A 23,724-nucleotide genomic window follows, 5' to 3' on the forward strand; every position below is an offset into this window, starting at 1 on the left:
CCTAAGCCCTAAGCTCTAAGACCTAAGTCCTACTCCCAGGAGGCCAGCATGGCCGACACACTCCTCAAGACCGCCCTGATCTACGACTTCGACGGAACCCTGGCGCGGGGGAACATGCAGGAGGTGACCTTCATCCCCTCCGTCGGCATGGACATCGGCGACTTCTGGGGCGAGGCGGACAAGCTGACCAAATCGTCCGACGGCGATAACATCCTGATGTACATGCAGCTGATGCTGCAGCGGGCGCGGCACAGCGACCAACCGATCACCAAGGCGCTGCTGGCCGAGCACGGGCAGGACGTGAAGCTGTTCGACGGGCTGAAGTCGGACCTGACCGGAAAGGGCTGGTTCGAGCGGATCGACGCCATCGGCGCCAAGTACGGGTTGGAGATCGAGCACTACATCATCTCGGCGGGGCTGGAGGAGATGATCGACGGCTGTCCGATCCGCGACGCCTTCCACCACGTCTTCGCGTCGAAATTCGCCTATGACGAACACGGGGTGGCGATCTGGCCGGCGGTGGGCGTCAACTACACGACCAAGACCCAGTACCTATTCCGCATCAACAAGGGTGTGCTGAACCACTGGGATCACGAGCGGATCAACCGGTTCACCGCCGACGAGGACCGCCGCATCCCGTTCGAGCGGATGATCTTCCTGGGCGATGGCGACACCGACGTGCCGACCATGAAGATGATGCATACGAAAGGCGGCTTCTCGATCGCCGTCTACGATCCGCGCAACTCCGAGAAGGATCAGAAGAAGATCTATTCGCTGATCTCCGAGGACCGGGTGAATTTCGTCGCCGCCGCCGACTATCGCGAGGGCCAGCCGCTGGACCTGATCGTCAAGGGGTTGATCGGGCGGATCGCGATCAACGCCGGGACGATGCCGGCGATCGAGTAGGGGCTTTCCCAGCGCCACCACTGGCCGCGCGGCGCCTCGCTGTCTGAGCGTGGGCTAACGCCCTCCGGCCCTGACCCAGGCCTCGCGGGCGGGGAGGAGGCGGGAGGGGACGAGGCCGCGCAGGGCGCTCTGGCCCTTGAGCTTGAGGCCGGCTTCGGCGCCCTTGCGCCAGGCGACCTCGGCTTCGAAGGCCAGACCCGCGGCGATGTCGACGACGGTGACCGTCGGCGGCAGGGCCAGCTGGCGGTCGGTGCGGACCCTAAGCCCGCCGGACGAGGTGTCGAGGATCACGCAGGCCATCTCGATGCCGGGCGCGACCAGGACGGCGCGCGTGTTGGCGGTCGAGCGGGGCTGAAGGCGACGGTCGATGGGTTGGGTCAAGGCCACGATACTCAACGCACGGCGAAGACTTCAGGGGCCGTCCGATCCGAGGATGCGCACCACGCCGCGTCCCTCGTCCAGTTCAACCACGACGTCCGCCGCGACGCCGCCCGCCAGCATATGCCGGGAAATCCGTTCGAAATGCTGAACGAAGCGGGCCAGTTCGGCGCGCCGTGCGGCGGAGACGGGGGCGCCGGTCAGGCCCGCTTCCTGCTCTGTGCGCCAGTCGAGAACGACGTCGAAGCTCGGAGCCTTGAGGAAGATGAGGGCGTCGAAGCGGGCAAACAGGGCTCCGTAGGGGCCCGAAAGTCCATCATTGATCGTACGCCGCCAGAGGCCGTCGGGGTCTTCCTCAAGCTCCAGGGCGTTGATCGGCGTGGCGAGAGCGTCGGGATCCTGCGGAGTCACGCCCAGACACCATCCTTCAAGCAGGACGGCGCGGGGGCGGCCGGTGAAAACGGGCCATTGCGGCTCGGGGCGGCGATCGTCGACGAGCTTGTCGAAGGCGGGCAGCGACGTGCGCGCTTCGGGTCTGGTGGCGCGGAGCCGGGTCAGGGTCCGGTCCAGCAGGGCGAGGTCATGGGTCCCGGGCGGGCCGCGCACGGCGAAGAGGGGGTGGACGCGGGCGGCGAGGTCAACGCGCTCGGCCTTCGTCAGATAGACGTCGTCGAGGGACAGGGTCGCGCAGGAGAGCCGGCAGGCCGCTTCGGCCGCGAGCGTGCTCTTGCCGGAGCCCTGTGCGCCCGCGATGGCGATCAGGGGAACGTGGCCCAGCCGTTCGTGGCGGCGGATCAGATCGTCCACGGCCTCGATCAGCCGTGGCTCAATCATGGTCAGTGCTGGTTGGCCGGCAGGCGGACGATCAGGCCGTCCAGAGCGTCGGAGACGCGGATCTGACACGACAGGCGGGAGTTCGGCTCCACCTGCTCGGCGAAGTCGAGCATGGATTCCTCCATGGCGCTGGGCTTGCCGGTTGCGTCGCGCCAGGCCTCGTCGACATAGACATGGCAAGTGGCGCAGGCGCAGGCGCCGCCGCAGTCGGCGTCGATGCCCGGCACATTGTTACGGATCGCCCCCTCCATGACGGAAAGGCCGGTCTTGACCTCCACCGCATGCTCGCGGCCGTCGTGCTCGATGTAGGTGATCTTGGGCATGGACCGGGATTAGGGGCTTGTTTCGACGCGGGCAAGATGGGCGGGCGCGAGGGTTTCAGGCCGCTATGTAGACCCAGGCTTCCAGGCCCGAGATCAGGGGGACCAGAACCCGCTTGTAGTCCTCCGCCTCATAGACGTCGGCGGCGGCCAGTTCCTCGTCGGAGAGGCGGAAGACCGTGCCCGGAATGGTCGCGGTCGGCCCGTCCGAGGGATGCAGGATCAGGTGGTGGGTCAGGCCGCTTTCGACGATGACCTCGGGGTCGGTGATCTCGACCTGGCCGATGACGAAGCCGGTCAGGCCGTCGGGAGTCCCGGTCAGGAGACGCCCGAAATTGGCCTGCTGGACAGCCGGATCCTGAAGCGTGCCGTAGGAGAAGACGAGGACCTCGGCCACGGCGTGCGTCTTAGGCCGCCTGCTTCTTGCGGCCGGGGGCGATCATCAGCTTCTTGGTCTCGGCGATGGCCTTGGCCGGGTTCAGACCCTTGGGGCAGACTTGGGCGCAGTTCATGATCGTGTGGCAGCGATAGAGTTTGAACGGGTCCTCGAGATCGTCGAGCCGCTCCTGGGTCTTGTCGTCGCGGCTGTCCGAGATCCAGCGATAGGATTGAAGCAACGCCGCTGGGCCGAGATATTCTTCCTGGTTCCACCAGTAGGAGGGGCAGGAGGTCGAGCAGCAGGCGCACAGGATGCACTCGTACAGGCCGTCCAGCTTGGCGCGGTCCTCCGGCGACTGCAGCCGCTCGGTGGTCGGGTCCGGATCGTCGGACTGGAGGTAGGGCTTGATCGAGTCGTACTGGGCGTAGAACAGGGTGAGGTCCGTCACCAGGTCCTTGACCACCGGCTGGTGCGGCAGGGGGCCGATGGCGATGGTCGAGGACGAGCATTCCTCCCAGCCCTTGGTGCAGGCCAGGGTGTTGCGGCCGTCGATGTTCATCGAGCAGGAGCCGCAGATGCCCTCGCGGCACGAGCGACGGAAGGACAGGGTCGGGTCGATCTCGTTCTTGATGTAGATCAGGGCGTCCAGGAGCATCGGGCCGTGCTCGTCGGCCGAGACCTCGTACTCGTCCCACGACGGGTTGGCGTCGACGTTGGGGTCGTAGCGATAGACCTTGTAGGTCTTGACGTTCTTGGCGCCGGCCGGAGCCTTGTGGACCTTGCCCTTGGTCGGGGCGGAGCCGCGGGGGAGGGTGAGCTGGACCATGTTTAGTACACCCGAGCCTTGGGTTTGATGTACTCGATGTCGTCGGACATCGTGTAGGTGTGGACCGGACGGTAGTCGATGGTCACGCCCTCGCCCGGCTTCAGCCAGGTCAGGGTGTGCTTCATCCACTCCTCGTCATGACGATCGGGGAAGTCCTCGCGGGCGTGGGCGCCCCGGCTTTCCTGACGGTTCGCTGCGCCCTCGATGGTGACCAGGGCGTTTTCGATCAGGTTGTCGTATTCCAGAGCCTCGACCAGGTCGGTGTTCCAGATCAGGCCGCGATCGGTGGTCTTGATGTCGGCCGAGCGGGCGTGGATGTCGCGCAGCTTCTGGACGCCTTCGTTCAGCGAGGAACCGGTGCGGAAGACCGCCGCGTCGGACTGCATGGCGTGCTGCATCTCGTTGCGCAGCTTGGCTGTCGGGTTCGAGCCGTTGGCGTAGCGGAACTTGTCGAAGCGTGCGAGGTGGGCGGCCGTGACCGAGGCCGGAGCGGCCGGGACCGGCGCGGCCCTGTCGACAATCTCGCCGGCGCGGAGGCCCGCGGCGCGGCCGAAGACGACGAGGTCGGTCAGGGAGTTCGACCCCAGGCGGTTGGCGCCGTGGACCGAGACGCAGGCCGCCTCGCCGACGGCCATCAGGCCGGGGACCACGGTGTCAGCGTTGTCGCCGACCTTGGTCAGGACCTCGCCGTGATAGTTCGTGGGGATGCCGCCCATGTTGTAGTGGACGGTCGGGATGACCGGGATCGGCTCCTTGGTCACGTCGACGCCGGCGAAGATCTTGGCTGATTCCGAGATGCCGGGCAGGCGCTCATGCAGGATCTTCGGGTCGAGGTGGTCGAGGTGGAGGAAGATGTGGTCCTTCTTCGGCCCGACGCCACGACCCTCGCGGATCTCCATGGTCATGGAGCGGGAGACGACGTCGCGGCTCGCCAGATCCTTGGCCGAGGGAGCGTAGCGTTCCATGAACCGCTCGCCTTCGGAGTTGGTCAGATAGCCGCCCTCGCCGCGCGCGCCCTCGGTGATCAGACAGCCCGAGCCGTAGATGCCGGTCGGGTGGAACTGCACGAACTCCATGTCCTGCAGCGGCAGGCCGGCGCGCAGCACCATGGCGTTGCCGTCACCCGTGCAGGTGTGGGCCGAGGTGGCGCTGAAGTAGGCGCGGCCGTAGCCGCCGGTGGCCAGGATGACGAGCTTGGCGCGGAACTGGTGCAGGGTGCCGTCGTCCAGCTTCCAGGCGGTGACGCCGGTGCAGGCGCCGTCCTGCATGATCAGGTCGAGCGCGAAGTACTCGATGAAAAACTCGACCTCGCGACGGACCGACTGGCCGTAGAGGGTATGCAGGATGGCGTGGCCAGTGCGGTCAGCGGCGGCGCAGGTGCGCTGGACCGGGCCCTCGCCGTAGTTGCGGGTCATGCCGCCGAAGGCGCGCTGATAGATCTTGCCTTCATCGGTACGAGAGAAGGGCACGCCCCAGTGTTCCAGTTCGTAGACAGCCTTGGGGGCCTCGCGGACCAGGTATTCGATGGCGTCCTGGTCCCCCAGCCAGTCCGACCCCTTGACGGTGTCGTACATATGCCATTTCCACGAATCCTCGCCCATGTTGCCAAGCGAAGCGGAGATGCCGCCTTGCGCCGCGACCGTGTGCGAGCGGGTCGGGAAGACCTTGGTGACGCAGGCGACTTTCAGTCCCTGCTGGGCGGCGCCGAGAGCGGCGCGGAGGCCCGAGCCGCCGGCGCCGACGACGACGACGTCGTATTCGTGATCGATGAGTGTGTAGTCAGCCATCTCAGATCCCGAAGCCGGCCGGAAGCGGCGCGGAACCCAGCGCCAGCCGTACGATGAAGAAGACGCTGGCGGCGGCCAGCGCGAGGAAGATCAGGTTCGCCAGGCTGATCAGCAGGGCCTTGTTTCCCGGTCGGTGAATGTAGTCCTCGATGATCACCTTCCAAGCCAGGGCGACGTAGCCGAAGAAGACGAGGGCCGTGGCCACCAGGAGGGCCGCATTCAGCCGGCTGGCGAACCAGGCCAGGACCGTGTCGTACTCGGCGCCGGCCAGGGTGAAGGCGGTCGAAGCCAGCCAGATCCCGAGCGGGATGAACAGGGCGAGCAGGATCTTTTCCAGCGTCCATTCCCCGGCGCCGTGGCGCTCGGAGACCTTGACCCTGTTCTTGAACTGGACCTTGCCGCTCACAGCGAAACTCTCCCGGTAGCGAACAGGGCGACCCAGAACAGGATGGCCAGGGGAATCGGGCCATAGACCGCGATGGCTGACAGCGTGTTGGCGGACTTCACGGTCAGGCCATTGCCGGTGTCGTTGTAGAGGTGCCGGGCGCCGTTCAGCAGGAAGGACATCAGGACGACCGTCAGGCCGAAGCCGACCAGCAGGCCCAGAGGCGAGGCTGCGAGATCGAGGAAGTCCGAGTAGGCGTCCGGCCCGAAGGCGGCGGCGGCCATCCAGGCGACCACGAAGATCGCGCCGACGCTGGCCGCACCGATGGTGACGCGGAACAAGATCGAGGCCGTCATGGTGATGTGCCAGCGCCAGGTCTGCAGGTGCGGGGACAGGGGACGGGGGCGACCGTTGGGCTGGGCGACGAAACGACCGGTCTGGTCATCGGCCGCGTCGCCGGGAGAGTTCGACATGCGAATGGTTCTCAAAAAAGCCAAGCGGGATCAGGCTTCAAGCGCGATTGAGGTTGGCTTTAAGGACCGTGGGAGGGGGGTGTCAACGCGAGGGTGCAGTGCAAAAACCGGTCTTCGCCCAGCCGTTCACGCAAGGTGCGGAACCGATCACGATTTCGCGTGTTGTCGGTAAGCGCTAGCCATGTCCGCCTCGAGACGACACTCTCGCGGTATGGTCGTTGTCGCACTGATTTCGCTCGCCGTTTCCGCATCGCCCGCCATGGGGCAGTCGGCGCCCGCGCCCTATTCGGCGCAGCTTTATCAGGCGCCGGTCGTCCGGCCGTTCGAACCGCCGTCGAATTTCGGCCGCGTCGTCGAAGAGGGCGACGGGGGTGGGGACCGGACGCTGCGGGTCATCCGCGCGCCGGTCGCGGTCGAGAATTACAGCCGCAGCTACGAGCACGCACCGTCGCGGGCGGACAACGCCTATGACGCAGGCGTCGACAACGCCGAGCGCAACATGGACGCCCGCATGGGGCCGCTGGACGGGCGCTGGCGGCTCAAGGACGGCGAGGGCCGGACCTTGATGACCGTGTCGCTGATGGACCAGGGGACCAGCCGGCCGCTGGAAGGCGCCTATCGCACCGGGGACTCGGCCGCCGAGGTCGGGCCTCTGACGGCGGATCGGTCGTCCGGAGCGCTGGTATTGGAGATGGACAGCGGACGGGTCGCCCTGACGCCGTCGGGCGAAGGCTGGACCGGGACGTTGGATCAGGGTGGTCGCCAACGGGCGGTTATACTGGTCCGCTAGGGCCGGGCATGTCTTCGGCGATGATCTTCAGCATGCGTTCGAGCATGTGCGGCGCGTAGGGCTTCGCGCCCGGTCGGCCCCAGATCGGGTCCGGCCACAGGCCGTCGTCGCGGCGGCGACCGACCACATGCACATGCAACTGGGCCGTGACGTTGCCCAAGGCTGCGACATTGAGCTTTTCGACATCGCGCTCGCTTTCACGCCCCAGCCAGCGCACAAGATCCCCCGCCGCGACGATCTCCTGCATCAGCCGCGCCTGTTCGACCGGGGCGAGATCGGCCAGCTCGACCGCGCCCGTGACCCGGGGAATCAGGATCAGCCAGGGGAAACGGACGTCGTCTTGAAGACGAACCTGACACAAACGGCCGTCTGCGGCGCGATGAGATCCGGCCTCGAAGGCCGGATCGACGGTGAATTCCGACACTAGTTGAGGCCGTAGACCACGCAGGCCTGATCGGTCAGGACCTGAAGCGGCGGCTGGAGCGCCAGACGCGCCGCCTCGATCTGGGCCTCCGAGGGGGCCTGGCCGGGCGCGGGCGGCGGCGGCGGAGGCGGCGGGGCCATGGCCATTTCCCCACGGCGCATGCGGCTGCCGGTCACGACGACCTCATCGACCGTCGTCGCCTGAGAAGCGCCCGAGCCGTAGGAGGGCCAGCCGGCGAGCACGTCGGTCTGGCAGGCGCGGCCGGTCGGGTCGATCACGCGGACCGCGCCGAGGGTGCCGCCGGCGGCCTCGACAGCAGAGCGAGCGCGGTTGGCGGCGTCGCGCACGGCCTCGCGGGCGAGGTTGGACTTGGCCTCGTTGTCGGGCTCGAGGCTGAAATAGACCTGGCCGATGGAGTTGGGCTGGGAGGCGACGACGGTGGCGTAGATCCGCTCCAGCTGACGCACGTCGCGGACGGTCAGGCTGACGGTGGCCTGAGCCTGATAGCGTTCGATACGGTCGGCGCGGGTGTTGTCGCGCAGGATGCCGTTCTCGTCTCGGTACTGGTCGTACAGAGGCTGGGTCGTCAGGCTGGTCTCGACGCGGACGGTCTCGACTCCGTAGGCGGCGAGGGTCTGGCTGAGGGCGCGCACCTGGTCGGCGGCCTTTCGCGAGGCCTCTGCGACCGAGCGGTCCACGGTCTGGAAGGTGGCGGAAAAGCCGGCGCGGTTGGCCTGAAGTTCGACCCGGACATAGCCGATGGAGGCGATCACGGGATCGCGCATCCACCAGGGGGCGGGGACATATTGCTGGCCGATGGTGGCGGGCGGCGTCTGGGCCTGGGCCAGGGCAGGGCTTGCAAGGGCGGTGGAAAGCAGGAGGGCGGCGAGGACGGGACGCATCGGGGAAACTCCGTTTTGTTGCCAGACCGGAAGCCTTGCAGCCCCGCCGCGCCGGGTCTAGACCGCCCGCCGACGATTTCTCTCATCGCACTGCAATATAGCCCTCACGGAGACTCCCATGGCTCGCGCGAAGATCGCCCTTATCGGCGCCGGTATGATCGGCGGCACCCTGGCCCACGTGGCCGCGCGCGAAGCCCTGGGCGACGTGATCCTGTTCGACATCGCCGAAGGCACGCCGCAGGGCAAGGCGCTGGACATCGCCGAGGCCACCGCCGTGTTCGGCGCCGACGTCGCCCTGAAGGGCGCCAACGACTATGCCGACATCGCAGGCGCCGACGTCTGCATCGTCACCGCCGGCGTGCCGCGCAAGCCCGGCATGAGCCGCGACGACCTGATTGGCATCAACCTGAAGGTCATGAAGGCCGTCGGCGAAGGCATCAAGGCCCATGCTCCGAACGCCTTCGTCATCTGCATCACCAACCCGCTCGACGCCATGGTCTGGGCCCTGCAGAAATTCTCGGGCCTGCCCAAGGAGAAGGTCGTCGGCATGGCCGGCGTGCTCGATAGCGCCCGCTTCGCCTACTTCCTCGCCGAGAAGACCGGCGTGTCGGTGCAGGACATCCACGCCTGGACCCTAGGCGGTCACGGCGACGACATGGTGCCGATGGTGCGCCACTCGACCGTCGGCGGCCTGCCGCTGCCGGACGCGGTCGCGGCCGGCTTCATGACGCAGGACGAGCTGGACGCCATCGTCAAGCGCACGCGCGGCGGCGGCGGCGAGATCGTCGCCCTGCTCAAGACTGGCTCGGCCTTCTACGCCCCGGCCGAGAGCGCCATCGCCATGGCCAAGTCCTATCTGCTGGACCAGAAGCGCGTCCTGCCGTGCGCCGTTTGGCTGTCGGGCGAATACGGTCTGTCGGACCTTTATGTCGGCGTGCCCGCCCTGATCGGCGCCGGCGGCGTGGAGAAGATCATCGAGTTCACCACCAACGACGACGAGAAGGCCATGCTGGCCACCTCGGTCGCCTCGGTTCAGGGCCTGATCGAGGCCTGCAAGGCGGCGGATCCTTCGCTCGCCTAAGGGCGCTAACGCGCGCGACGCGGTCGTGCGCTGCTCGCGCGCAAGACTGAATGGGCCCCGGAGTGATCCGGGGCCTTTATCTTATCGGGCCGGTGGCGTCGCCGAAGCCGCCGCGCCCGCCGGCGTGGTGACCGTGCGGCCGAGGTCGGTGACGAGGCTGCGCCAGACCTGGATGGGGTCGTCGAGCTGCTCGGGACCGGCGCCCTGGTTCAGCAGGATGTCGTACTGGGCCACGGCCTGACCCTCGCCGCCTTCCTCTTCCGGCGCGGCGTAGAAGGCCTTCACGAAGCGACGGTCGCCGTTCCAGCGGGCCACGATCTCCGGAGTCGCATTGACCCCGGAGAAGGCGGCCGTGAATTGCAAATCCGGGCAGGCGCCGTTCGTGCAGGAGAACAGGGTCACGACCCAGCGCAGCGGGCCGTCGTCCACGCGCAGATAGACCCGGTCGTTGTTGGTCTGCGGCGCCGCTACGGTCAGGCCGGCGGCGGTGAATCGGCCGGTGATCTCGGCCACCGTCAGTCCGCTCCAGCGGGCGGAGGCCGCCTGTGCCGCCGGGGCGATCGCGGGTGCGGTCTGGGCGAAAGCGGGCGCGGCGAGAGTCAGGAGGCCGGCGGCGAGGACGAGAGATTTCATGGGCGTGTTCCGTGTGACTTCGCCACCCTAGAGGGCTTTGCGGCGAACCGAAGGCCTCAGTCCTCCGAGCTATTCAGCGTGCTCGGCGTGGTCCAGCCAGTCCTGCGACGACATCTCGTTCAGGCGCGAGACCGTGCGTTCGAACTCGAAGGCGCCGTCGCCGGTCGGATAGAGGGCCTCGGGCGCGCCGGCGGCCAGGGCGACCAGCCGGGTCTTGGCCTCGTAGAGGGCGTCGATCAGGGTCACGAGCCGGCGTGCGGAGTGGCGGTTGTGCGGTCCCAGCAGCGGGATGTCGTCCAGAAACAGGGTGTGGAACCGCTCGGCGATGGCGAGATAGTCCTGGGGCCCCAGCGGCTGTTCGCAGAGCTCGGCGAAGGTGGCGCGGGCGAGGCCCCCGGCGGTCCGTTCGATCACCACGTCGCGGCCGAGCACCGCGAGATGGGCCGGGCATTCGGGCATCTCGCCCCGGAGGTCGTCCCACAGACGGTCGGAGTCGGCGCGGCCGTTGGGACCGAACCAGACCCGCGACGCCTTGATCCGGTCCACACGCCAGTCGCGCGCGCCCCTCAGCTCCAGCACCTGACACCGCTCCTTCAGGCGGGCGATGAAGGGCAGGAAGAGCTGACGGTTGATGCCGTCCTTGTAGAGGGCGTCCGGGGCGCGGTTGGAGGTGATGCAGACCACCACCTTGCGCTCGAACAGGGCGTCGAACAGCCGCCCCAGGATCATGGCGTCGGCGATGTCGGTGACCTGAAGCTCGTCGAAGCAAAGCAGGCGAGCCTCCGACGCGATCAGGGCCGCGACCGGATCGATCGGGTCGTCGCCCTTGTGCGTGCCGAACACGGACTGGCGGGTCTTCCTGTCGCCCTCGCGCCACTGGCGGATCAGGTCGTGGACCCGGGCCATGAAGGCGTGGAAATGGGCGCGGGTTTTTCGCGGTTCCGGCGCGTGGGCGAAGAACAGGTCCATCAGAAGCGACTTGCCCCGCCCCGGCGGGCCCCAGAGGTAGAGGCCCTTCACCTCCCCGACGGAGCCGAACAGGCCGCGCTTGCCGAGGTCCTTCTCCAGCCGCGCCAGGGCGTCGACGGCGTCTTTCTGGGCGGGATCGGCGGTCAACTGGCCCGACTTCAGGCGGTCGGCATAAGCGCGGGCGATGTGTGACGGCATGGACCTGGGGCTTAACGGGCCTGTGGGCGGGTGAAAAGCAGTTGCTTCACAGGCGCGAACCCCTAATTGCGAAGCTGCCGAAGTTCCCCTTCGGCCTCCCCCATACCGCGCTCAAACAGCGAGGCATCTTTCGTCCACCGGCTGACTAGAAGTCAGCCTCGGGCGAGCCGAGCGCTAGCGCGTCCGAAGGACTGACAAGAATGGGCTATTCCGTCGCTATCGTGGGCGCCACCGGCAATGTCGGGCGCGAAATGCTGACTATCCTCGAGGAACTGGAGTTCCCCGTCGACGAACTGCACGCGGTGGCTTCGCGAAAATCCAAGGGCGTCGAGGTCGCCTGGAAAGACGGCGTCGTGAAGTGCGAGGTCATCGACAGCTTCGACTGGTCCAAGGTGGACATCGTCCTGATGTCGGCCGGCGGCGATGTTTCGCGCGAATGGTCCGAGAAGATCGGCAAGGCCGGCCCCGTCGTGATCGACAACTCCTCCGCCTTCCGCAAGGACCCGGACGTGCCCCTGATCGTGCCCGAGGTGAACCCGGACGCGGTCAAGGACGCGCGCAAGAAGAACATCATCGCCAACCCCAACTGCTCGACGGCCCAGCTGGTCGTGGCGCTGAAGCCGCTGCACGACGCGGCCAAGGCCAAGCGCGTCGTCGTCTCGACCTATCAATCGGTCTCGGGCGCCGGCAAGGAAGGCATGGACGAACTGTGGAACCAGACCAAGGCCATCTACGGCCTGGGCGACGCCACGCCGAAGAAGTTCCCCAAGCAGATCGCCTTCAACGTCATCCCCTTCATCGGGTCCTTCAACGAGGACGGCTATACCGACGAAGAGGCCAAGATGTGGGCCGAAACGCACAAGATGCTGGACCCGTCGATCAAGCTGACGGTCACCTGCGTCCGCGTGCCGGTCTTCGTGGGCCACTCCGAGGCCGTGACGGTCGAGTTCGATCGTCCGATCAGCCCGGACGAGGCGCGCGCCATCCTGCGCGAGGCGCCGGGCGTGCTGGTGATCGATAAGCAGGAGCACGACGGCTACATCACCCCGGTCGACGCGGCCGGAGAGCACGCCGTCTATGTGTCGCGCATCAGGAAGGACCACACGGTCGAGAACGGCCTGGTGTTCTGGGTGGTGTCGGACAACCTGCGCAAGGGCGCGGCCCTGAACGCCGTCCAGATCGCCCAGCTGTTGGACGAAACGGGTACGATCAAACCGAAGAGCGGCTATCGCAGCCTGACCGTCTGATCACTTCCCTCTCCCCTCGGGAGAGGGCTTGAGGTTCGGAGAGCGGAGCGATCCGCCAGCCGAAAGGGTGAGGGGCAACCCTCACCGGTTCGCACCAGCCCCTCACCCTTTTAGGCGAGCCTGATCAGCCTGCCGGGCTCTCAGGCGCTCAAGCCCTCTCCCGCCGGGGGAGGGAAGGACATGAGATGACCACGCCTCCCACCCCCGCCCGCGCCGCCTTCCTGTCGGCCGTTGGCTGCTATGTCCTGTGGGGCTTCATGCCCCTGCTCTTCATGGGCCAGGCGGCGATCGGGTTCTCCGCGCCCGAGATCCTGTCCCACCGCGCGCTGTGGTCAGTGCTGATCGCGGGGGCGTTGGTTCTGGTCGCGGGCCAGCCGAAACAGGTGCGGGCCGTCTTCGCGCAGCCGAAGATTCTCGCCTGGCTGGCGCTGGCGACAGTGCTGATCGCGGTCAACTGGGGCATCTACGTTTGGGCCACGACCCACCACGCCACGCTCGAGGCCAGCCTCGGCTACTACATCAACCCGCTGCTCAACATGATCGTGGGGCTGTGGCTGTTCCGCGAGCGGATCGACAGATGGGGATGGGTCGCCATCGGTCTGGCGGCGGTCGGTGTCTTGTTCCAGGCGCTGGCGCTGGGACGACCGCCGTGGATCTCCATCGCCCTCGCTCTGAGTTTCGGCGCCTATGGCGTCATCAAGAAGCGCATCCCCGTGGACGCCCAGGCCGGGCTGTTCATCGAATGCCTGCTGCTGCTGCCGTTCGGCCTGTTCTTCGTAATCTGGCTGCAGACGCACGGGCTGGGCCACGGGTTTGCCAGCTGGGAGGGCTTCGGCTGGGCCCTGCTGAACGGGCCTATGACGGTCTTCCCGTTGGCCCTGTTCGCCTGGGCCGCGCGGCGTATGCCCTTGTCGACCATGGGCTTCGTCCAGTTCTTGGCGCCCACCATCCAGTTTATCATCGGGGTTGCAACCGGCGAGGCGTTCACGGTGCTGAGGGGCGTGTCCTTCGCCTTCATCTGGCTGGGCGCGGGCGTATTCGCGGCGGCGGCCCTGGTCCGGGCTCGGGCCGCGCGGCGGGCGATGGCGGAGGTCGCTGAACCAGTCTAGCCTCCCGGGCATGGCCGAGCTGTCGAAGAGCCGCAAACGCTGGATCCTGGTCGCCACGGTGTTGGGGTCGTCGCTGACCTTCATCGACGGATCGGCGCTGGGCGTGGCCCTTCCGGCCATCCAGCGCGATCTCGGCGCAGGCCCGGCGGCGGCTCAATGGATATCGAACGCCTATCTGCTGACGCTGGGAGCGCTCGTCCTGATCGGCGGGGCCGCCGGGGACCGGTTCGGACGGCGGCGTGTGTTCCTGGTCGGGGTGGTGCTGTTCGCCCTGTCATCCGTCGCCTGCGGCCTCGCGCCCACCGCTCACCTGTTGATCGCCGGTCGTGCGGTGCAAGGCATCGGCGCGGCCCTGCTGACGCCGGGAGCCCTGGCCCTGATCGGGGCCACCTTTCCGGAGAAGGATCGCGGGGCGGCTTTTGGCGCCTGGGCGGGGGCGGGAGCCCTGTTCGGCATGGTCGGGCCTCTGATCGGGGGCTGGCTGGCGGACCACGCGGACTGGCGGGCCATCTTCTGGATCAATGCGCCGCTGGCGGCGCTGACGGTGGTCGTGACCCTGAGGGCCGTGCCGGAGAGCCGCGATGAAAGCGCCAAGGGGCTGGACTGGCTGGGCGCCGTATTGGCCGTGGCCGGACTGACGGCCCTGACTTGGGCGCTGACGGCGGCGCCCGATCTGGGCTGGGCCGATCCCACGGTGATCACCGGACTGGTGGGAGGCGCGGTGCTGCTGATCGGCTTCCTGTGGGCGGAGGCGAAGGAAGCGCACCCGATGATGCCGCTGGGCCTGTTCGGGTCGCGGGTCTTCTCGGGGATGAATCTTCTGACCCTGCTGCTCTATTTCGCGTTGGGCGGGGCGATGTTCTTCCTGCCGTTCGAGTTGATCCGGGTGCACGGCTGGTCGGCGACGGGGGCGGGGTCGGCCATGCTGCCCTTCGCGGCAGTGATGGGGCTGTTCTCGGGCGCGGCGGGGAAGCTGGCCGACCGGTTCGGGGCGAAGCTGTCGCTGGGCGTCGGGCCGATGCTGGCGGGGGTCGGGCTGGGGCTGCTGGCCCTGATGCCGCCGGACGCCGGCTACGTCGCCGGGCCTCTGGCGGGGATGACGGTGATCGCCATCGGCATGACGCTGGCCGTCGGGCCTCTGACGGCGGCAGTCATGGGGGCGGTGAAGGAAGGCCACACGGGCGTGGCCTCCGGCGTCAACAACGCGGTGGCGCGGATCGCGGGCCTACTGGCCATCGCCCTGCTGGGCGTCCTGCTGTCGGCGGTGTTCGTCGCGGGCGTCGAGGCGCCGGATGCGCGCGAGCAGTTGGGCGCCGTCATGGCGGGTCAGGGCGACTTTTCCGAGGGGGCGGTGACGGCCTTCCACCGGGCTTTTCAGGCGGTTATGGCCGCCTGTGCGGTCTGCGCCATCCTCGCCGGGGTCGTGGGTGTTTTGACCGCGCCGGGCAGACCTCAGAAGACGGTGTAGAGGGCGTCAATCAATCGTTGCGCGCGGGGGTCGCCGATCAGATACGGCGACTGGCGCGTCATGGCGTAGGCGGCCGAGAGCTTCACGTCCGGATCGGCCATGACGCAGCTGCCGCCCCAGCCGCAGTGGCCGAGCGCATCCGGGTTCGGCCCGAAGATGTTCAGCCCCGCGTTTCGCATCAGACCCGCCGCCCAGGTGATGTCGTAGGGCAGGACCTTGTCGGGACCGGAAATGCGGGCCTTGGTCGCCTCCGCCAGCACGGCGGGGGACAGGACGGTCCGGCCGTCCAGCTTTCCTTCGTCGGCGAAGACGGCCATCGCGCGGGCCAGGGACAAGGCCGTGCCGTGCAGGTTGGCGGACGGGATTTCGACGGAGCGCCACTCGGCCGAGCCGCGCCCGCCGGGAGCCGAGCCCTTGTCGAGGAAGGCGGCGGTCTTGATGGCGTCGATGGGGCCGAGATCTGGGGCTTTCGACGGTTTGCGCAGGGCGGCGACCCGGCCGTGCTCGCTTTCGGGCAGGCCGATCCAGAGATCGAGGCCGAAGGGGTCGGCGAAGTCGTGGCGGAGGGCCTGTCCCATGGTGCGGCCGTCGGCGAGGCGATGGACCTCGTTGGCGAGAAAGCCGACGGTGACCGGGTGGTAGCCCGAGGCGGTTCCGGGCGGCCACATCGGCGCCTGGGCGGCCAGTCTGTCCAGCACGGCGCGCTGGTCGAACCAGATGGCCGGATCGACGGGCTCGGAGAAGCCGGGCAGGCCGTCCTGGTGCGACAGCAGCTGGGCGACGGTGACGTCCGCCTTTCCGGCGGCGCCATAGGCGGGCCAGAGGTGGGCGACCTTCTCTTCGTAAGCCAGTTTGCCGCGCTGGACGGCCGAAGCCATCAACAGGGCCATGATCGCCTTGCCCGAGGAGAAGACGGGGACCAGCGTGTCATCGGTGAAGGGCGTCTGGTCGCGCGGCTCGGCCACGCCCGCCCACAGGTCCAGCACCGTCTCTCCGGCGATGACGACCGAGAACCGCGCGCCCTGTTCGTTCAGCCCGTCGGGGGCGTCGGTGAAGTTGGCGGCGAAGGCGTCCTTCACCGCGCCGAAGCGCGGCGGGCAGAGGCCGGAAATCTCGGGGGCGGTGGTCATGCGGGGCTAGATAGCGGCCGATTGCGACGCCCGCCACCGCAGGACGCCGTTCGCGGCGACGACACCGGAGGCAAGGCTGGCCTGAAGCAGATAGCCGCCGGTGGGGGCCTCCCAGTCGATCATCTCCCCGGCGACGAAGACGCCCGGGCGTGCGGTCAGCATCAACGATGGATCGAGGGCGTCGAAGCGGACGCCGCCGGCCGTGGAGATGGCGCGTTCGAGACCCTGGATGCCGGTCAGCTTCAGGCGCACCGCCTTGATGCGCTTGGCGAGCCTGGGCGCGCCCGGCGGGATTTCGCCGATCTCACGCAGGATGGCGACGGCGACGGGGGAGAGGCCGCCGGCCTTTCGCAGATGGTTGGTCATGGAGTCCTTGCCGCGCGGCCGGGCGAGGCGTTCGGCCAAGGCCGCTTCGGCCAGGTCGGGGCGCAGATCGACGACCAGGGTGGCGGACCCCTCGGCGGCGATGGCGGATCGCAGAGCGGACGACAAGGCATAGATGGCTCCTCCCTCGACGCCGTATCGGGTGACGACGACTTCGCCGCGCACCGTCTGGTCGCCAAACGTTAGCGTGACGGGCTTCAGCACCTGACCGGCGAACCGCTCGACCAGGATGTCGGACCAGGCGACGTCGAAGCCGGCGTTGGCGGGAACGAGGGGAGCGACGGCGACGCCTTCCTGCTCCAGCGCCGGGACCCAGGCGCCGTCCGAGCCGAGCCGGGGCCAGCTCGCGCCGCCCAGGGCGAGGACGGTCGCGGCCGGCTCTTCGATGCATTCGCCCTCGGGCGTGTCGAAGACGAGGCCGCCATCCCGCCAGCCGGTCCAGCGCGAACGGGTGCGGACCTCGACGCCCAGATCGTTCAGACGGGCCAGCCAGGCGCGGAGCAGAGGGGAGGCCTTCATGGCCTTCGGGAAGACCCGGCCGCTGGAGCCGACGAAGGTGGGCTGGCCGAGGCCGTGCGCCCATTCGGTCAGGTCGTCTGGCGAGAAGGCGTCGAGCCAGTCGGAGATCGGCTCTTCCGCCTCGGCGTAGCGGGCGAGAAAGGCGGCCTGATCCTCGGTGTGGGTCAGGTTCAGCCCGCCCCGTCCGGCCATCAGAAGCTTCCGTCCCACCGACGGCATTCGGTCGTGGACGACGACGGGCGCGCCGGCCTTCGCCAAGGTCTCGGCGGCCATCAGGCCGGAGGGTCCGGCCCCGATGATGTGGACGGCGGTGTCGGCGGGAGAGGTCATCGGGGCTCTCTAACGCGCGAACGCTTGCGGAGGAACGTCCGAACCCCGCATACGCTAGCTCATCATGAGCGTCGCCTTCACGCGCGAGGAGGATCTGGAGGCCACGGCCGCCGATCTGCCGGACCGCCCCATCTCTGCGCATCCCAATCTGGTGACGGCCTCGGGCCTCGCCGCGATCGAGGCCGCCCTGGCCGAGGCGCGGGCCGCCTATGCGGGGGCGCAGGCGCAGGGCTCCATTGAGGCGGACCGGACGGCGATGGCGCGAGCGACGCGGGACCTGCGTTACTGGTCCGCGCGGCGGGCCAACGCCCAGCTGGTCGAAACGGAGGCGAACGGCCGCGTGCGCTTCGGCGGCTCGGTCACCATCGAACGCGACGACGGCCGGACCCAGACCTGGCGCATCGTCGGGGAGGACGAAGCGGACCCCGCGAGCGGCTCGGTCAGCCACGTTTCGCCCCTGACCCGCGCCCTGATCGGCAAGCGCGTCGGCGACGAGGCGGTGGTGGCTGGACAGGCTGTGGAAATCATCGCGGTGGACTGACGGGCCGGTCCACCTCACATTGGGTGAGACGAGCGCGATCGCGCTCAAGCAGCGAGCGACCGCGTCGCGAGCAATAGCGCCCTAAGGAGTCTCCATGGCCAGAAAGCCCAACTACGCCTTCGAACGCCAGGAAAGGGAAAAGGCCGAAGCCCAGAAGGCCGCTAAGAAGGCGGCGCTCAAACAGGCCCGCAAGGACGCCAAGGCGCGCGGTGAGGACGTCGACCACCCCGACTGGCAACCGCCGGAAGACGAAGCCGTTTGAGACTCCGGCCCCGCTTGAGGGCCGGAGGATCTCATGGCGGCCAAGGGCGAGCTTAAGACCTATCAGGCCAAGCGTCGGTTCGACGAGACGCCCGAGCCGAAAGGCAAGAAGGGTGCGGCCAATTCCAAGGCGCGCCGGTACCTTATCCAGCGCCATGCGGCGACGCGGCTACACTATGATTTCCGCATAGAGATCGACGGCGTCCTGAAATCCTGGGCGGTGACCAAGGCGCCGTCGCGCGATGTCTCGGTCAAGCGTCTGGCGGTCGAGGTCGAGGACCATCCGCTGGACTACGGCGGCTTCGAAGGGACGATCCCGGCCGGCAACTACGGCGCCGGCACGGTGCAGATGTGGGACGAGGGGACCTGGGAGCCGCAGGAGCCGGACCTCGACGAGGCGTTCCGCAAGGGCCAGATCAAGATGGTCCTGCACGGCGAGCGGCTGACCGGGAAATGGGCGCTGATCCGGCTGAGGACCGATCGGGGCAAGCCGTCGAAACGGAACAACTGGCTGCTCATCAAGGAGAAGGACGAGTTCGCCGTGGCCGGCGAGGGCGACGCCCTGATGGAAATCGACGCCTCGATCACTACTGGCCGGTCGTTGGCGGAGATCGCGGACGGCAAGACGCAGTGGACCTCATCGAAGAAGACCAGTCAGAAGGCGCCGCCGAAGCCGAAGGCGTCGAAGGCCCTGGCCAGTCCCTCGAAGCGGCCGCCCGCCTTCGCCCCGATCCAGCTGTGCAAGGTGGTCGATCACCCGCCGTCGGGCGCTGGCTGGGCGCACGAGATCAAGTTCGATGGCTACCGGATGCAGGTCGGCATCGGCGGAGGCAAGGCGCTGTGGCGCACCCGCTCGGGGCTCGACTGGACGAAAAAGTTTTCCGAACACGCGGCCGAGGCTGCGCAATGGCCGGACGCGGTGCTCGACGGCGAGCTTTGCGCCCTGGCCGAGGACCACATGCCGGACTTCTCGGCGTTGCAGGCGGCGATCTCGGACGGAGCGACGGGTGAACTGATCTATTTTGCCTTCGACCTGCTGTTCGAGGGGGCGGAGGATCTGAGAACGCTGCCGCTGTCGCACCGGAAGGCGCGGCTGAAGGCTTATCTGGACCGGATCCCCAAGGCGGCGAGGTCGCGTGTCCGCTTCGTCGAGCATTTCGCCTCGACCGGTCAGGCGGTGCTGGAGAGCGCCTGCCGAATGGACCTCGAGGGCGTGATCTCCAAGAAGCTGGACGCCCCCTATTCGGCCGGGCGGTCGACGACCTGGGTCAAGTCCAAATGCCGGGGTCGGGACGAGGTGGTGATCGGCGGCTGGACCTCGGAGGGGCCGCGCTTCCGCTCGCTGATCGTGGGCGTGCAGGACGGGAACAACGGGCTGCGTCATCTGGGCCGGGTCGGGACCGGCTATGCTCAACCGTTGATCAAGACGCTTCTGCCGGCACTGAAGGAGGCGGCGGCGGAGAAAAATCCGTTCGTCGGCAAGGGAGCGCCGAGGGGCGGACCGGGCGTGCATTGGGTGAAGCCGGTGCTGGTCGCCGAGATCGAGCACGGCGGCTACACGGACAGCGGGTCGTTGCGTCAGGCGGCGTTCAAGGGGCTGCGCGAGGACAAGGCGGCCGCCGAGGTCGATACGGCGCCGCAGGAGGCCGCCAAGCCCGCGAAGGGCAAAGCCGCCGCCCCGCCCCAGCTGAACATTGGCCTGACGGGCAAGGCGAAAGCGGTGGTCGCGGGCCTGACGATCTCCAGCCCGGACAAGGTGCTGTGGCCCGCCGCCGACGGTCATCCCGCGATCACCAAGCTAGAGCTGGTTCAGTTCTACGAGGCGGCGGCCGAGCGAATACTGCCCCATGTCGCCGACCGGCCGGTGTCGATCATCCGTGCGCCGGAGGGGATCGGCGGCGAAATCTTCTTCCAGCGCCACGCTATGCCGGGGTCGAACCCTCGGCTGAAGCTGATCGATGTGAAGGAGCGGAAACCCTATGTCGGCGTCGTCGACGTCGGCGGTCTGGTCGCGATCGGCCAGTCGGGCGGGTTGGAACTGCACCCTTGGGGCTGCGCTCCCGGCGATCCTGAGACGCCGGACCAGATTACCTTCGACCTCGACCCCGACGAGGGACTGGATTTCGCCGATGTGATCGCGGCGGCCAAGGCCATGAAGGCCCGGCTGGAGAAGATGGGCTTGCACCCCTTCTGCAAGACGACGGGCGGCAAGGGGCTGCATGTCGTCGTGCCGATCAAGGCGGATGCGCGCAGTCGGATCGAATGGGATCAGTGCAAGGCGTTCGCGAAGGCCGTGTCGGAACAGGTTCGGCTGGAAGCGCCCGACCGGTTCACGACCACGCTGGCCAAGAAAGCTCGCGGGGGAAAGATCTTCCTCGACTATCTGAGGAACGGCCGGATGGCGACGGCCGTCGCGCCCTGGTCGCCACGCGCCCGACCGGGGGCGGGGATCGCCAATCCGCTGAGCTGGGGTCAGGTGAAGTCGGGGCTCGACCCGAAAGCGTTCAACCTGACGACCTATCCGGCCCTGCTGAAGAAGCCGGATCCCTGGGCCGAGTTCAGGGCGGGGGCGGTGAGTTTGAGGCCGCTGTTGAAGAAGGTGGGCGTCGCCTAGGCGAACTCCGCCTCCAGATCGGCCAGCCTCGCCGCCTGATCCTCGGCGATCAGGGCGTTCAGCAAGGGGTCCAGGTCGCCTTCCATGATCTGGGGCAGGCTGTGCAGGGTCAGGTTGATGCGATGATCGCTGACCCGTCCCTGGGGGTAGTTGTAGGTGCGGATGCGTTCGGAGCGGTCGCCCGAGCCGACCTGGGACTTCCGGGCATCCGACCGCGCCTGGTCCTTCTGCTGGCGTTGCAGGTCATATAGACGCACGCGCAGGTTCCGCATCGCCTTGTCGCGGTTGACGTGCTGGGACTTCTCCGACGACGTCACCACGATCCCGGTCGGGAAGTGGGTGATGCGCACGGCCGAGTCGGTCTTGTTGACGTGTTGGCCGCCCGAGCCGGAGGCGCGGAAGGTGTCGATGCGGATGTCCTTGTCCTGGATGTCGATCTCGACGTCCTCGACCTCGGGCAGGACGGCGACGGTGGCGGCCGACGTGTGGATGCGCCCCTGGGTCTCCGTGGCCGGAACGCGCTGGACGCGGTGGACGCCGCTTTCGAACTTCAGCCGGCCGAAGACGCCGTCGCCGGTGACGGTGGCGATGATCTCCTTGTAGCCGCCGGCGTCGCCCTCCGTGGCGCTGTCCAGCTCGACCCGCCAGCCGCGCGAGGAGGCGTAGCGGGAATACATGCGGAACAGGTCGCCGGCGAAGATGGCGGCCTCGTCCCCGCCCGTGCCGGCGCGGACTTCCAGTACGGCCGAGGCGTTTTCGTCGGCGTCACGCGGGGCCAGCAACAGAGCGACGTCCCGCTCCATCTCGGGCAGGCGTGCTGAGAGTGTCTCCAGTTCGTCGGCGGCCATGGCGGCCATCTCGGGGTCCTCGGCCATGGCCTTCAGGTCTTCGATCTCCGCCCGGGCCTTGCCGAGCGCCAGGACGGCGTCGGCGACCGGCTTCATCTCGGCGTGCTCCTTAGACAGGCGCACGATCTCCTGACCGTCGGTGGCCGCCCCCATGCGGGCCTCCACTTGATGGAAGCGGTCCAGGACCTGGTCGAGCTTGATCTGGGGCAGGTGCAAGGCGGTATCCGGCGAGAGAAGCGAGGCGCGGTCATACTCCGGACAGGCTCGCGATGTCGATGCGAAGGGCCAGGGCGGGCCGGTCACGCGCCGGTGTCATGTCCGTGAGCCGCGATGACGTTGGCGTCAGGCCGGTTACGTTGGGCTCATTGGCGCACTAGGTCCCGGTCTCAGTACTGGGAGGCATTCATGTTCGACGGATCCATCAACCACCCCGCCGCGGACGCCGAGACAATCCACAGGGATCAGGAGAACCTCGACGCCATCCTGTCGCGCTACGACAGCCTCGTGGCGACCCCGGAGGCCATGACGGCGGAGCAAGCGACCGATCTGGCGGCCCTGGCCGGCATCTTCGACCTCGACACGACGCAGGCGCCCGCCGACCTGTGGCCAGAGGTGCGCGCCGTCCTGACGGTCCAGGCGCCGAGGGTCTTAGACAGTCCTGCGTTCGCTGAGGCGAGCGAGTCCCTGACGCTTCTGGTGGTGGAAGACGATCCGGAAATGGCGCTGGACCTCACCGGTCTGCTGGTCGAAGCCGGCCACGACGTCGTCGGCCCCTTCCACAGCGCCGAGGCCGCCGAGGTGGCGGCGGGTCTGCATGTCATCGACATCGCCCTGCTGGACATCAATCTCTCCGGCGCTGTCGATGGCGGTACGCTGGCGCGCAGTCTGAAATCGCGCTGGGGGCTCAAGGTCGTGTTTCTGTCCGGTGATGTGACGGCGGCGGCCAGCCACGCCGAGGTCGCCGAGGCCATGGTCATCAAGCCCTATCGCGGCGCCGATGTGCTGGCGGCCCTGCAGCGGCTGTCGGCGAAACCGACGGCGGCAAGCTGAGCCATATGGCGCCCATAGGGACAAGGTCGGTTATGCGTGTGACGGCGGCGCTGGGTCGTGCGCACGATGATGGTGTCTCCGGGGGCTGAATGGAAACCTTTCTGTTGTTCGCCACGGTGGGCTTCGTCGCCCAGGCGGTCGATGGCGCCCTCGGCATGGCCTATGGGGTGATCTCGTCGTCGGTGCTGTTGGCCTTCGGGGTCCCACCCGCGACGGCCTCGGCCAGCGTGCACGGAGCGGAGGTCTTCACCACGGCCGCTTCCGCCAGCTCGCATATCTGGCACAGGAATGTGGAGTGGCGGCTGCTTGTGCCGTTGGCCATCGCCGGGGTCATCGGCGGGGTGCTGGGCGCCTATGTGCTGGCCGGGATCGACGGCGATGTCATCAAGCCCTTCGTGGTCGGTTATCTGGCGGTCATGGGGGTCTACATCCTGTGGCGGGCGACGCGGGACATCCAGCCGAAACGTATCCGCCCGGCCTGGGCCGTGGCGCCGCTGGGGGTGGTCGGCGGCTTCTTCGACGCCATCGGCGGCGGGGGCTGGGGGCCGACGGTGTCCTCGACGCTGGTCGGAGCGGGCGCCGAGCCGCGCCGGGCCATCGGGACGGTCAACACGGCCGAGTTCTTCCTCACGGTGGCCATTTCGGCGACCTTCGTCTGGGCGCTGGTGACCGGCCATTGGAAGGATGCCGACGCCCTGACCAACCACGCCGCGGCCGTGGGCGGGCTGGTGGCGGGTGGACTGCTGGCCGCGCCGTTCGCCGGCTATATCACCAAGGTCGTGCCACAACGGGCGCTGACCTATGCTGTCGGCGGGCTATTGCTGGTGCTGGCGGCCTTGCAGGGCCTGCAGCTGGCGGACGTGATCTAGCGCCGCCTTATCTTCAGGCCGGGCGCCTCTGATATTGCGGCAAGTCGGGCGGCCTCCGCGTCCCTCAGG

Annotated in this window: 26 protein-coding genes; 11 read left to right on the forward strand and 15 right to left on the reverse strand. The window is 68.0% G+C overall.

The features are described 5' to 3' along the window. Nucleotides 1-48 precede the first annotated feature (48 nt). Nucleotides 49-906, forward strand: coding sequence for an HAD family hydrolase (locus O5O43_RS14970; RefSeq protein WP_271084699.1), 858 nt, complete (start codon nt 49-51; stop codon nt 904-906). A 54-nt stretch (nt 907-960) separates the two neighbouring features. On the opposite strand, the gene O5O43_RS14975 is transcribed toward O5O43_RS14970, so the two are convergent. The 8 genes from O5O43_RS14975 to sdhC are packed head-to-tail and all read right to left on the reverse strand — an operon-like array spanning nt 961 to nt 6,288. Further along, nucleotides 961-1,293 (reverse strand): PilZ domain-containing protein, encoded by a 333-nt coding sequence (locus O5O43_RS14975; RefSeq protein WP_271084700.1) that lies wholly within the window; start codon nt 1,291-1,293, stop codon nt 961-963. A gap of 24 nt (nt 1,294-1,317) precedes the next feature. Continuing rightward, nucleotides 1,318-2,118 carry a kinase gene (locus tag O5O43_RS14980; RefSeq protein ID WP_271084701.1) on the reverse strand — a complete coding sequence of 267 codons (801 nt, stop codon included), beginning with the start codon at nt 2,116-2,118 and terminating at the stop codon, nt 1,318-1,320. 2 nt (nt 2,119-2,120) lie between these two features. After that, nucleotides 2,121-2,441: a 2Fe-2S iron-sulfur cluster-binding protein gene (locus O5O43_RS14985; RefSeq protein ID WP_271084702.1), complete on the reverse strand. Its 321-nt coding sequence runs from the start codon at nt 2,439-2,441 to the stop codon at nt 2,121-2,123. A 55-nt stretch (nt 2,442-2,496) separates the two neighbouring features. Further along, complete coding sequence (locus O5O43_RS14990; protein WP_271084703.1) at nt 2,497-2,835, reverse strand: gamma-glutamylcyclotransferase family protein; 339 nt, start codon at nt 2,833-2,835, stop codon at nt 2,497-2,499. A gap of 10 nt (nt 2,836-2,845) precedes the next feature. Then, entirely contained in the window at nt 2,846-3,643 is a 798-nt protein-coding gene (locus O5O43_RS14995) for a succinate dehydrogenase iron-sulfur subunit (RefSeq protein WP_271084704.1), read from the reverse strand. Nucleotides 3,644-3,645: 2 nt separating this feature from the next. Next, a complete protein-coding gene (sdhA, locus tag O5O43_RS15000; protein ID WP_271084705.1) occupies nt 3,646-5,430 on the reverse strand; it encodes a succinate dehydrogenase flavoprotein subunit in 1,785 nt (594 codons plus the stop codon). Between the two features lies 1 nt (nt 5,431). Further along, a complete protein-coding gene (locus O5O43_RS15005) occupies nt 5,432-5,836 on the reverse strand; it encodes a succinate dehydrogenase (RefSeq protein WP_271084706.1) in 405 nt (134 codons plus the stop codon). Further along, on the reverse strand, nt 5,833-6,288 hold the full coding sequence (gene sdhC / locus O5O43_RS15010) for a succinate dehydrogenase, cytochrome b556 subunit (protein ID WP_271084707.1): 456 nt from the start codon (nt 6,286-6,288) through the stop codon (nt 5,833-5,835). Before sdhC ends, O5O43_RS15005 begins: the two co-directional genes overlap by 4 nt. Nucleotides 6,289-6,499: 211 nt before the next feature. Here sdhC and O5O43_RS15015 point away from each other — a divergent pair, with 211 nt between their 5' ends. After that, nucleotides 6,500-7,078, forward strand: a complete 579-nt coding sequence (locus O5O43_RS15015; protein ID WP_271084708.1) for a hypothetical protein — start codon at nt 6,500-6,502, stop codon at nt 7,076-7,078. Here O5O43_RS15015 and O5O43_RS15020 read toward each other — a convergent pair. Beyond that, nucleotides 7,062-7,502: an HIT domain-containing protein gene (locus O5O43_RS15020; RefSeq protein ID WP_271084709.1), complete on the reverse strand. Its 441-nt coding sequence runs from the start codon at nt 7,500-7,502 to the stop codon at nt 7,062-7,064. The two genes, O5O43_RS15015 and O5O43_RS15020, sit on opposite strands and share 17 nt — an antisense overlap. Next, a complete protein-coding gene (locus O5O43_RS15025; protein ID WP_271084710.1) occupies nt 7,502-8,404 on the reverse strand; it encodes an SIMPL domain-containing protein in 903 nt (300 codons plus the stop codon). The genes O5O43_RS15020 and O5O43_RS15025 overlap by 1 nt, the downstream gene beginning before the upstream one ends. A 118-nt stretch (nt 8,405-8,522) precedes the next feature. On the opposite strand from O5O43_RS15025, the gene mdh reads away from it, so the two are divergent. After that, on the forward strand, nt 8,523-9,485 hold the full coding sequence (gene mdh, locus O5O43_RS15030) for a malate dehydrogenase (protein WP_271084711.1): 963 nt from the start codon (nt 8,523-8,525) through the stop codon (nt 9,483-9,485). Between the two features lie 81 nt (nt 9,486-9,566). Here the strand turns inward: mdh and O5O43_RS15035 are convergent, their stop codons facing one another. Further along, nucleotides 9,567-10,118 carry a YbjN domain-containing protein gene (locus tag O5O43_RS15035; protein ID WP_271084712.1) on the reverse strand — a complete coding sequence of 184 codons (552 nt, stop codon included), beginning with the start codon at nt 10,116-10,118 and terminating at the stop codon, nt 9,567-9,569. 69 nt (nt 10,119-10,187) lie between these two features. After that, nucleotides 10,188-11,285, reverse strand: coding sequence for a cell division protein ZapE (zapE, locus tag O5O43_RS15040; protein ID WP_271084713.1), 1,098 nt, complete (start codon nt 11,283-11,285; stop codon nt 10,188-10,190). Between the two features lie 200 nt (nt 11,286-11,485). Here zapE and O5O43_RS15045 point away from each other — a divergent pair, with 200 nt between their 5' ends. The 3 genes from O5O43_RS15045 (at nt 11,486) to O5O43_RS15055 (ending at nt 15,109) form a co-directional block, all read left to right on the forward strand. Further along, entirely contained in the window at nt 11,486-12,532 is a 1,047-nt protein-coding gene (locus O5O43_RS15045; RefSeq protein WP_271084714.1) for an aspartate-semialdehyde dehydrogenase, read from the forward strand. Nucleotides 12,533-12,717: 185 nt separating this feature from the next. Then, nucleotides 12,718-13,641: an EamA family transporter RarD gene (rarD, locus tag O5O43_RS15050; protein WP_271084715.1), complete on the forward strand. Its 924-nt coding sequence runs from the start codon at nt 12,718-12,720 to the stop codon at nt 13,639-13,641. Nucleotides 13,642-13,651: 10 nt separating this feature from the next. Next, the gene (locus tag O5O43_RS15055) at nt 13,652-15,109 is read left to right on the forward strand and encodes an MFS transporter (RefSeq protein ID WP_271084716.1); all 1,458 of its coding nucleotides are present in this window, start codon (nt 13,652-13,654) and stop codon (nt 15,107-15,109) included. Here O5O43_RS15055 and O5O43_RS15060 read toward each other — a convergent pair. Both O5O43_RS15060 and O5O43_RS15065 read right to left on the reverse strand, forming a co-directional pair. Beyond that, nucleotides 15,094-16,239 carry a serine hydrolase domain-containing protein gene (locus O5O43_RS15060; protein WP_271084717.1) on the reverse strand — a complete coding sequence of 382 codons (1,146 nt, stop codon included), beginning with the start codon at nt 16,237-16,239 and terminating at the stop codon, nt 15,094-15,096. The genes O5O43_RS15055 and O5O43_RS15060 overlap by 16 nt on opposite strands. Nucleotides 16,240-16,245: 6 nt before the next feature. Beyond that, nucleotides 16,246-17,472 (reverse strand): TIGR03862 family flavoprotein, encoded by a 1,227-nt coding sequence (locus O5O43_RS15065; protein WP_271084718.1) that lies wholly within the window; start codon nt 17,470-17,472, stop codon nt 16,246-16,248. Between the two features lie 64 nt (nt 17,473-17,536). On the opposite strand from O5O43_RS15065, the gene greA reads away from it, so the two are divergent. The 3 genes from greA to ligD all read left to right on the forward strand — a co-directional run bounded on the left by greA (nt 17,537) and on the right by ligD (nt 20,888). Then, complete coding sequence (gene greA, locus O5O43_RS15070) at nt 17,537-18,013, forward strand: transcription elongation factor GreA (protein ID WP_271084719.1); 477 nt, start codon at nt 17,537-17,539, stop codon at nt 18,011-18,013. A 94-nt stretch (nt 18,014-18,107) separates the two neighbouring features. After that, a complete protein-coding gene (locus O5O43_RS15075; RefSeq protein WP_271084720.1) occupies nt 18,108-18,275 on the forward strand; it encodes a hypothetical protein in 168 nt (55 codons plus the stop codon). A gap of 33 nt (nt 18,276-18,308) precedes the next feature. Further along, nucleotides 18,309-20,888 carry a DNA ligase D gene (gene ligD, locus O5O43_RS15080; protein WP_271084721.1) on the forward strand — a complete coding sequence of 860 codons (2,580 nt, stop codon included), beginning with the start codon at nt 18,309-18,311 and terminating at the stop codon, nt 20,886-20,888. On the opposite strand, the gene prfA is transcribed toward ligD, so the two are convergent. Further along, nucleotides 20,885-21,952: a peptide chain release factor 1 gene (prfA, locus tag O5O43_RS15085; RefSeq protein ID WP_271086445.1), complete on the reverse strand. Its 1,068-nt coding sequence runs from the start codon at nt 21,950-21,952 to the stop codon at nt 20,885-20,887. The two genes, ligD and prfA, sit on opposite strands and share 4 nt — an antisense overlap. Before the next feature lie 189 nt (nt 21,953-22,141). On the opposite strand from prfA, the gene O5O43_RS15090 reads away from it, so the two are divergent. Further along, on the forward strand, nt 22,142-22,786 hold the full coding sequence (locus O5O43_RS15090; RefSeq protein ID WP_271084722.1) for a response regulator: 645 nt from the start codon (nt 22,142-22,144) through the stop codon (nt 22,784-22,786). A gap of 89 nt (nt 22,787-22,875) precedes the next feature. Then, the gene (locus O5O43_RS15095; RefSeq protein WP_271084723.1) at nt 22,876-23,655 is read left to right on the forward strand and encodes a sulfite exporter TauE/SafE family protein; all 780 of its coding nucleotides are present in this window, start codon (nt 22,876-22,878) and stop codon (nt 23,653-23,655) included. Nucleotides 23,656-23,724 lie beyond the last annotated feature (69 nt).

The sequence above is a fragment of the Brevundimonas sp. NIBR11 genome, assembly GCF_027912535.1.
In the GTDB taxonomy this organism is placed as follows: Bacteria; Pseudomonadota; Alphaproteobacteria; order Caulobacterales; family Caulobacteraceae; genus Brevundimonas.

Excerpts from the sequence above, each read along its gene's own strand:
- O5O43_RS14970 (WP_271084699.1), top strand. The coding sequence starts at position 49 with ATGGCCGACACACTCCTCAAGACCGCCCTGATCTACGACTTCGACGGA.
- O5O43_RS14980 (WP_271084701.1), bottom strand. The coding sequence starts at position 2,118 with ATGATTGAGCCACGGCTGATCGAGGCCGTGGACGATCTGATCCGCCGC.
- O5O43_RS14985 (WP_271084702.1), bottom strand. The coding sequence starts at position 2,441 with ATGCCCAAGATCACCTACATCGAGCACGACGGCCGCGAGCATGCGGTG.
- O5O43_RS14995 (WP_271084704.1), bottom strand. The coding sequence starts at position 3,643 with ATGGTCCAGCTCACCCTCCCCCGCGGCTCCGCCCCGACCAAGGGCAAG.
- sdhA (WP_271084705.1), bottom strand. The coding sequence starts at position 5,430 with ATGGCTGACTACACACTCATCGATCACGAATACGACGTCGTCGTCGTC.
- sdhC (WP_271084707.1), bottom strand. The coding sequence starts at position 6,288 with ATGTCGAACTCTCCCGGCGACGCGGCCGATGACCAGACCGGTCGTTTC.
- O5O43_RS15015 (WP_271084708.1), top strand. The coding sequence starts at position 6,500 with ATGGTCGTTGTCGCACTGATTTCGCTCGCCGTTTCCGCATCGCCCGCC.
- O5O43_RS15025 (WP_271084710.1), bottom strand. The coding sequence starts at position 8,404 with ATGCGTCCCGTCCTCGCCGCCCTCCTGCTTTCCACCGCCCTTGCAAGC.
- mdh (WP_271084711.1), top strand. The coding sequence starts at position 8,523 with ATGGCTCGCGCGAAGATCGCCCTTATCGGCGCCGGTATGATCGGCGGC.
- O5O43_RS15035 (WP_271084712.1), bottom strand. The coding sequence starts at position 10,118 with ATGAAATCTCTCGTCCTCGCCGCCGGCCTCCTGACTCTCGCCGCGCCC.
- zapE (WP_271084713.1), bottom strand. The coding sequence starts at position 11,285 with ATGCCGTCACACATCGCCCGCGCTTATGCCGACCGCCTGAAGTCGGGC.
- O5O43_RS15045 (WP_271084714.1), top strand. The coding sequence starts at position 11,486 with ATGGGCTATTCCGTCGCTATCGTGGGCGCCACCGGCAATGTCGGGCGC.
- rarD (WP_271084715.1), top strand. The coding sequence starts at position 12,718 with ATGACCACGCCTCCCACCCCCGCCCGCGCCGCCTTCCTGTCGGCCGTT.
- O5O43_RS15055 (WP_271084716.1), top strand. The coding sequence starts at position 13,652 with ATGGCCGAGCTGTCGAAGAGCCGCAAACGCTGGATCCTGGTCGCCACG.
- O5O43_RS15060 (WP_271084717.1), bottom strand. The coding sequence starts at position 16,239 with ATGACCACCGCCCCCGAGATTTCCGGCCTCTGCCCGCCGCGCTTCGGC.
- O5O43_RS15065 (WP_271084718.1), bottom strand. The coding sequence starts at position 17,472 with ATGACCTCTCCCGCCGACACCGCCGTCCACATCATCGGGGCCGGACCC.
- greA (WP_271084719.1), top strand. The coding sequence starts at position 17,537 with ATGAGCGTCGCCTTCACGCGCGAGGAGGATCTGGAGGCCACGGCCGCC.
- O5O43_RS15075 (WP_271084720.1), top strand. The coding sequence starts at position 18,108 with ATGGCCAGAAAGCCCAACTACGCCTTCGAACGCCAGGAAAGGGAAAAG.
- ligD (WP_271084721.1), top strand. The coding sequence starts at position 18,309 with ATGGCGGCCAAGGGCGAGCTTAAGACCTATCAGGCCAAGCGTCGGTTC.
- O5O43_RS15090 (WP_271084722.1), top strand. The coding sequence starts at position 22,142 with ATGTTCGACGGATCCATCAACCACCCCGCCGCGGACGCCGAGACAATC.
- O5O43_RS15095 (WP_271084723.1), top strand. The coding sequence starts at position 22,876 with ATGGAAACCTTTCTGTTGTTCGCCACGGTGGGCTTCGTCGCCCAGGCG.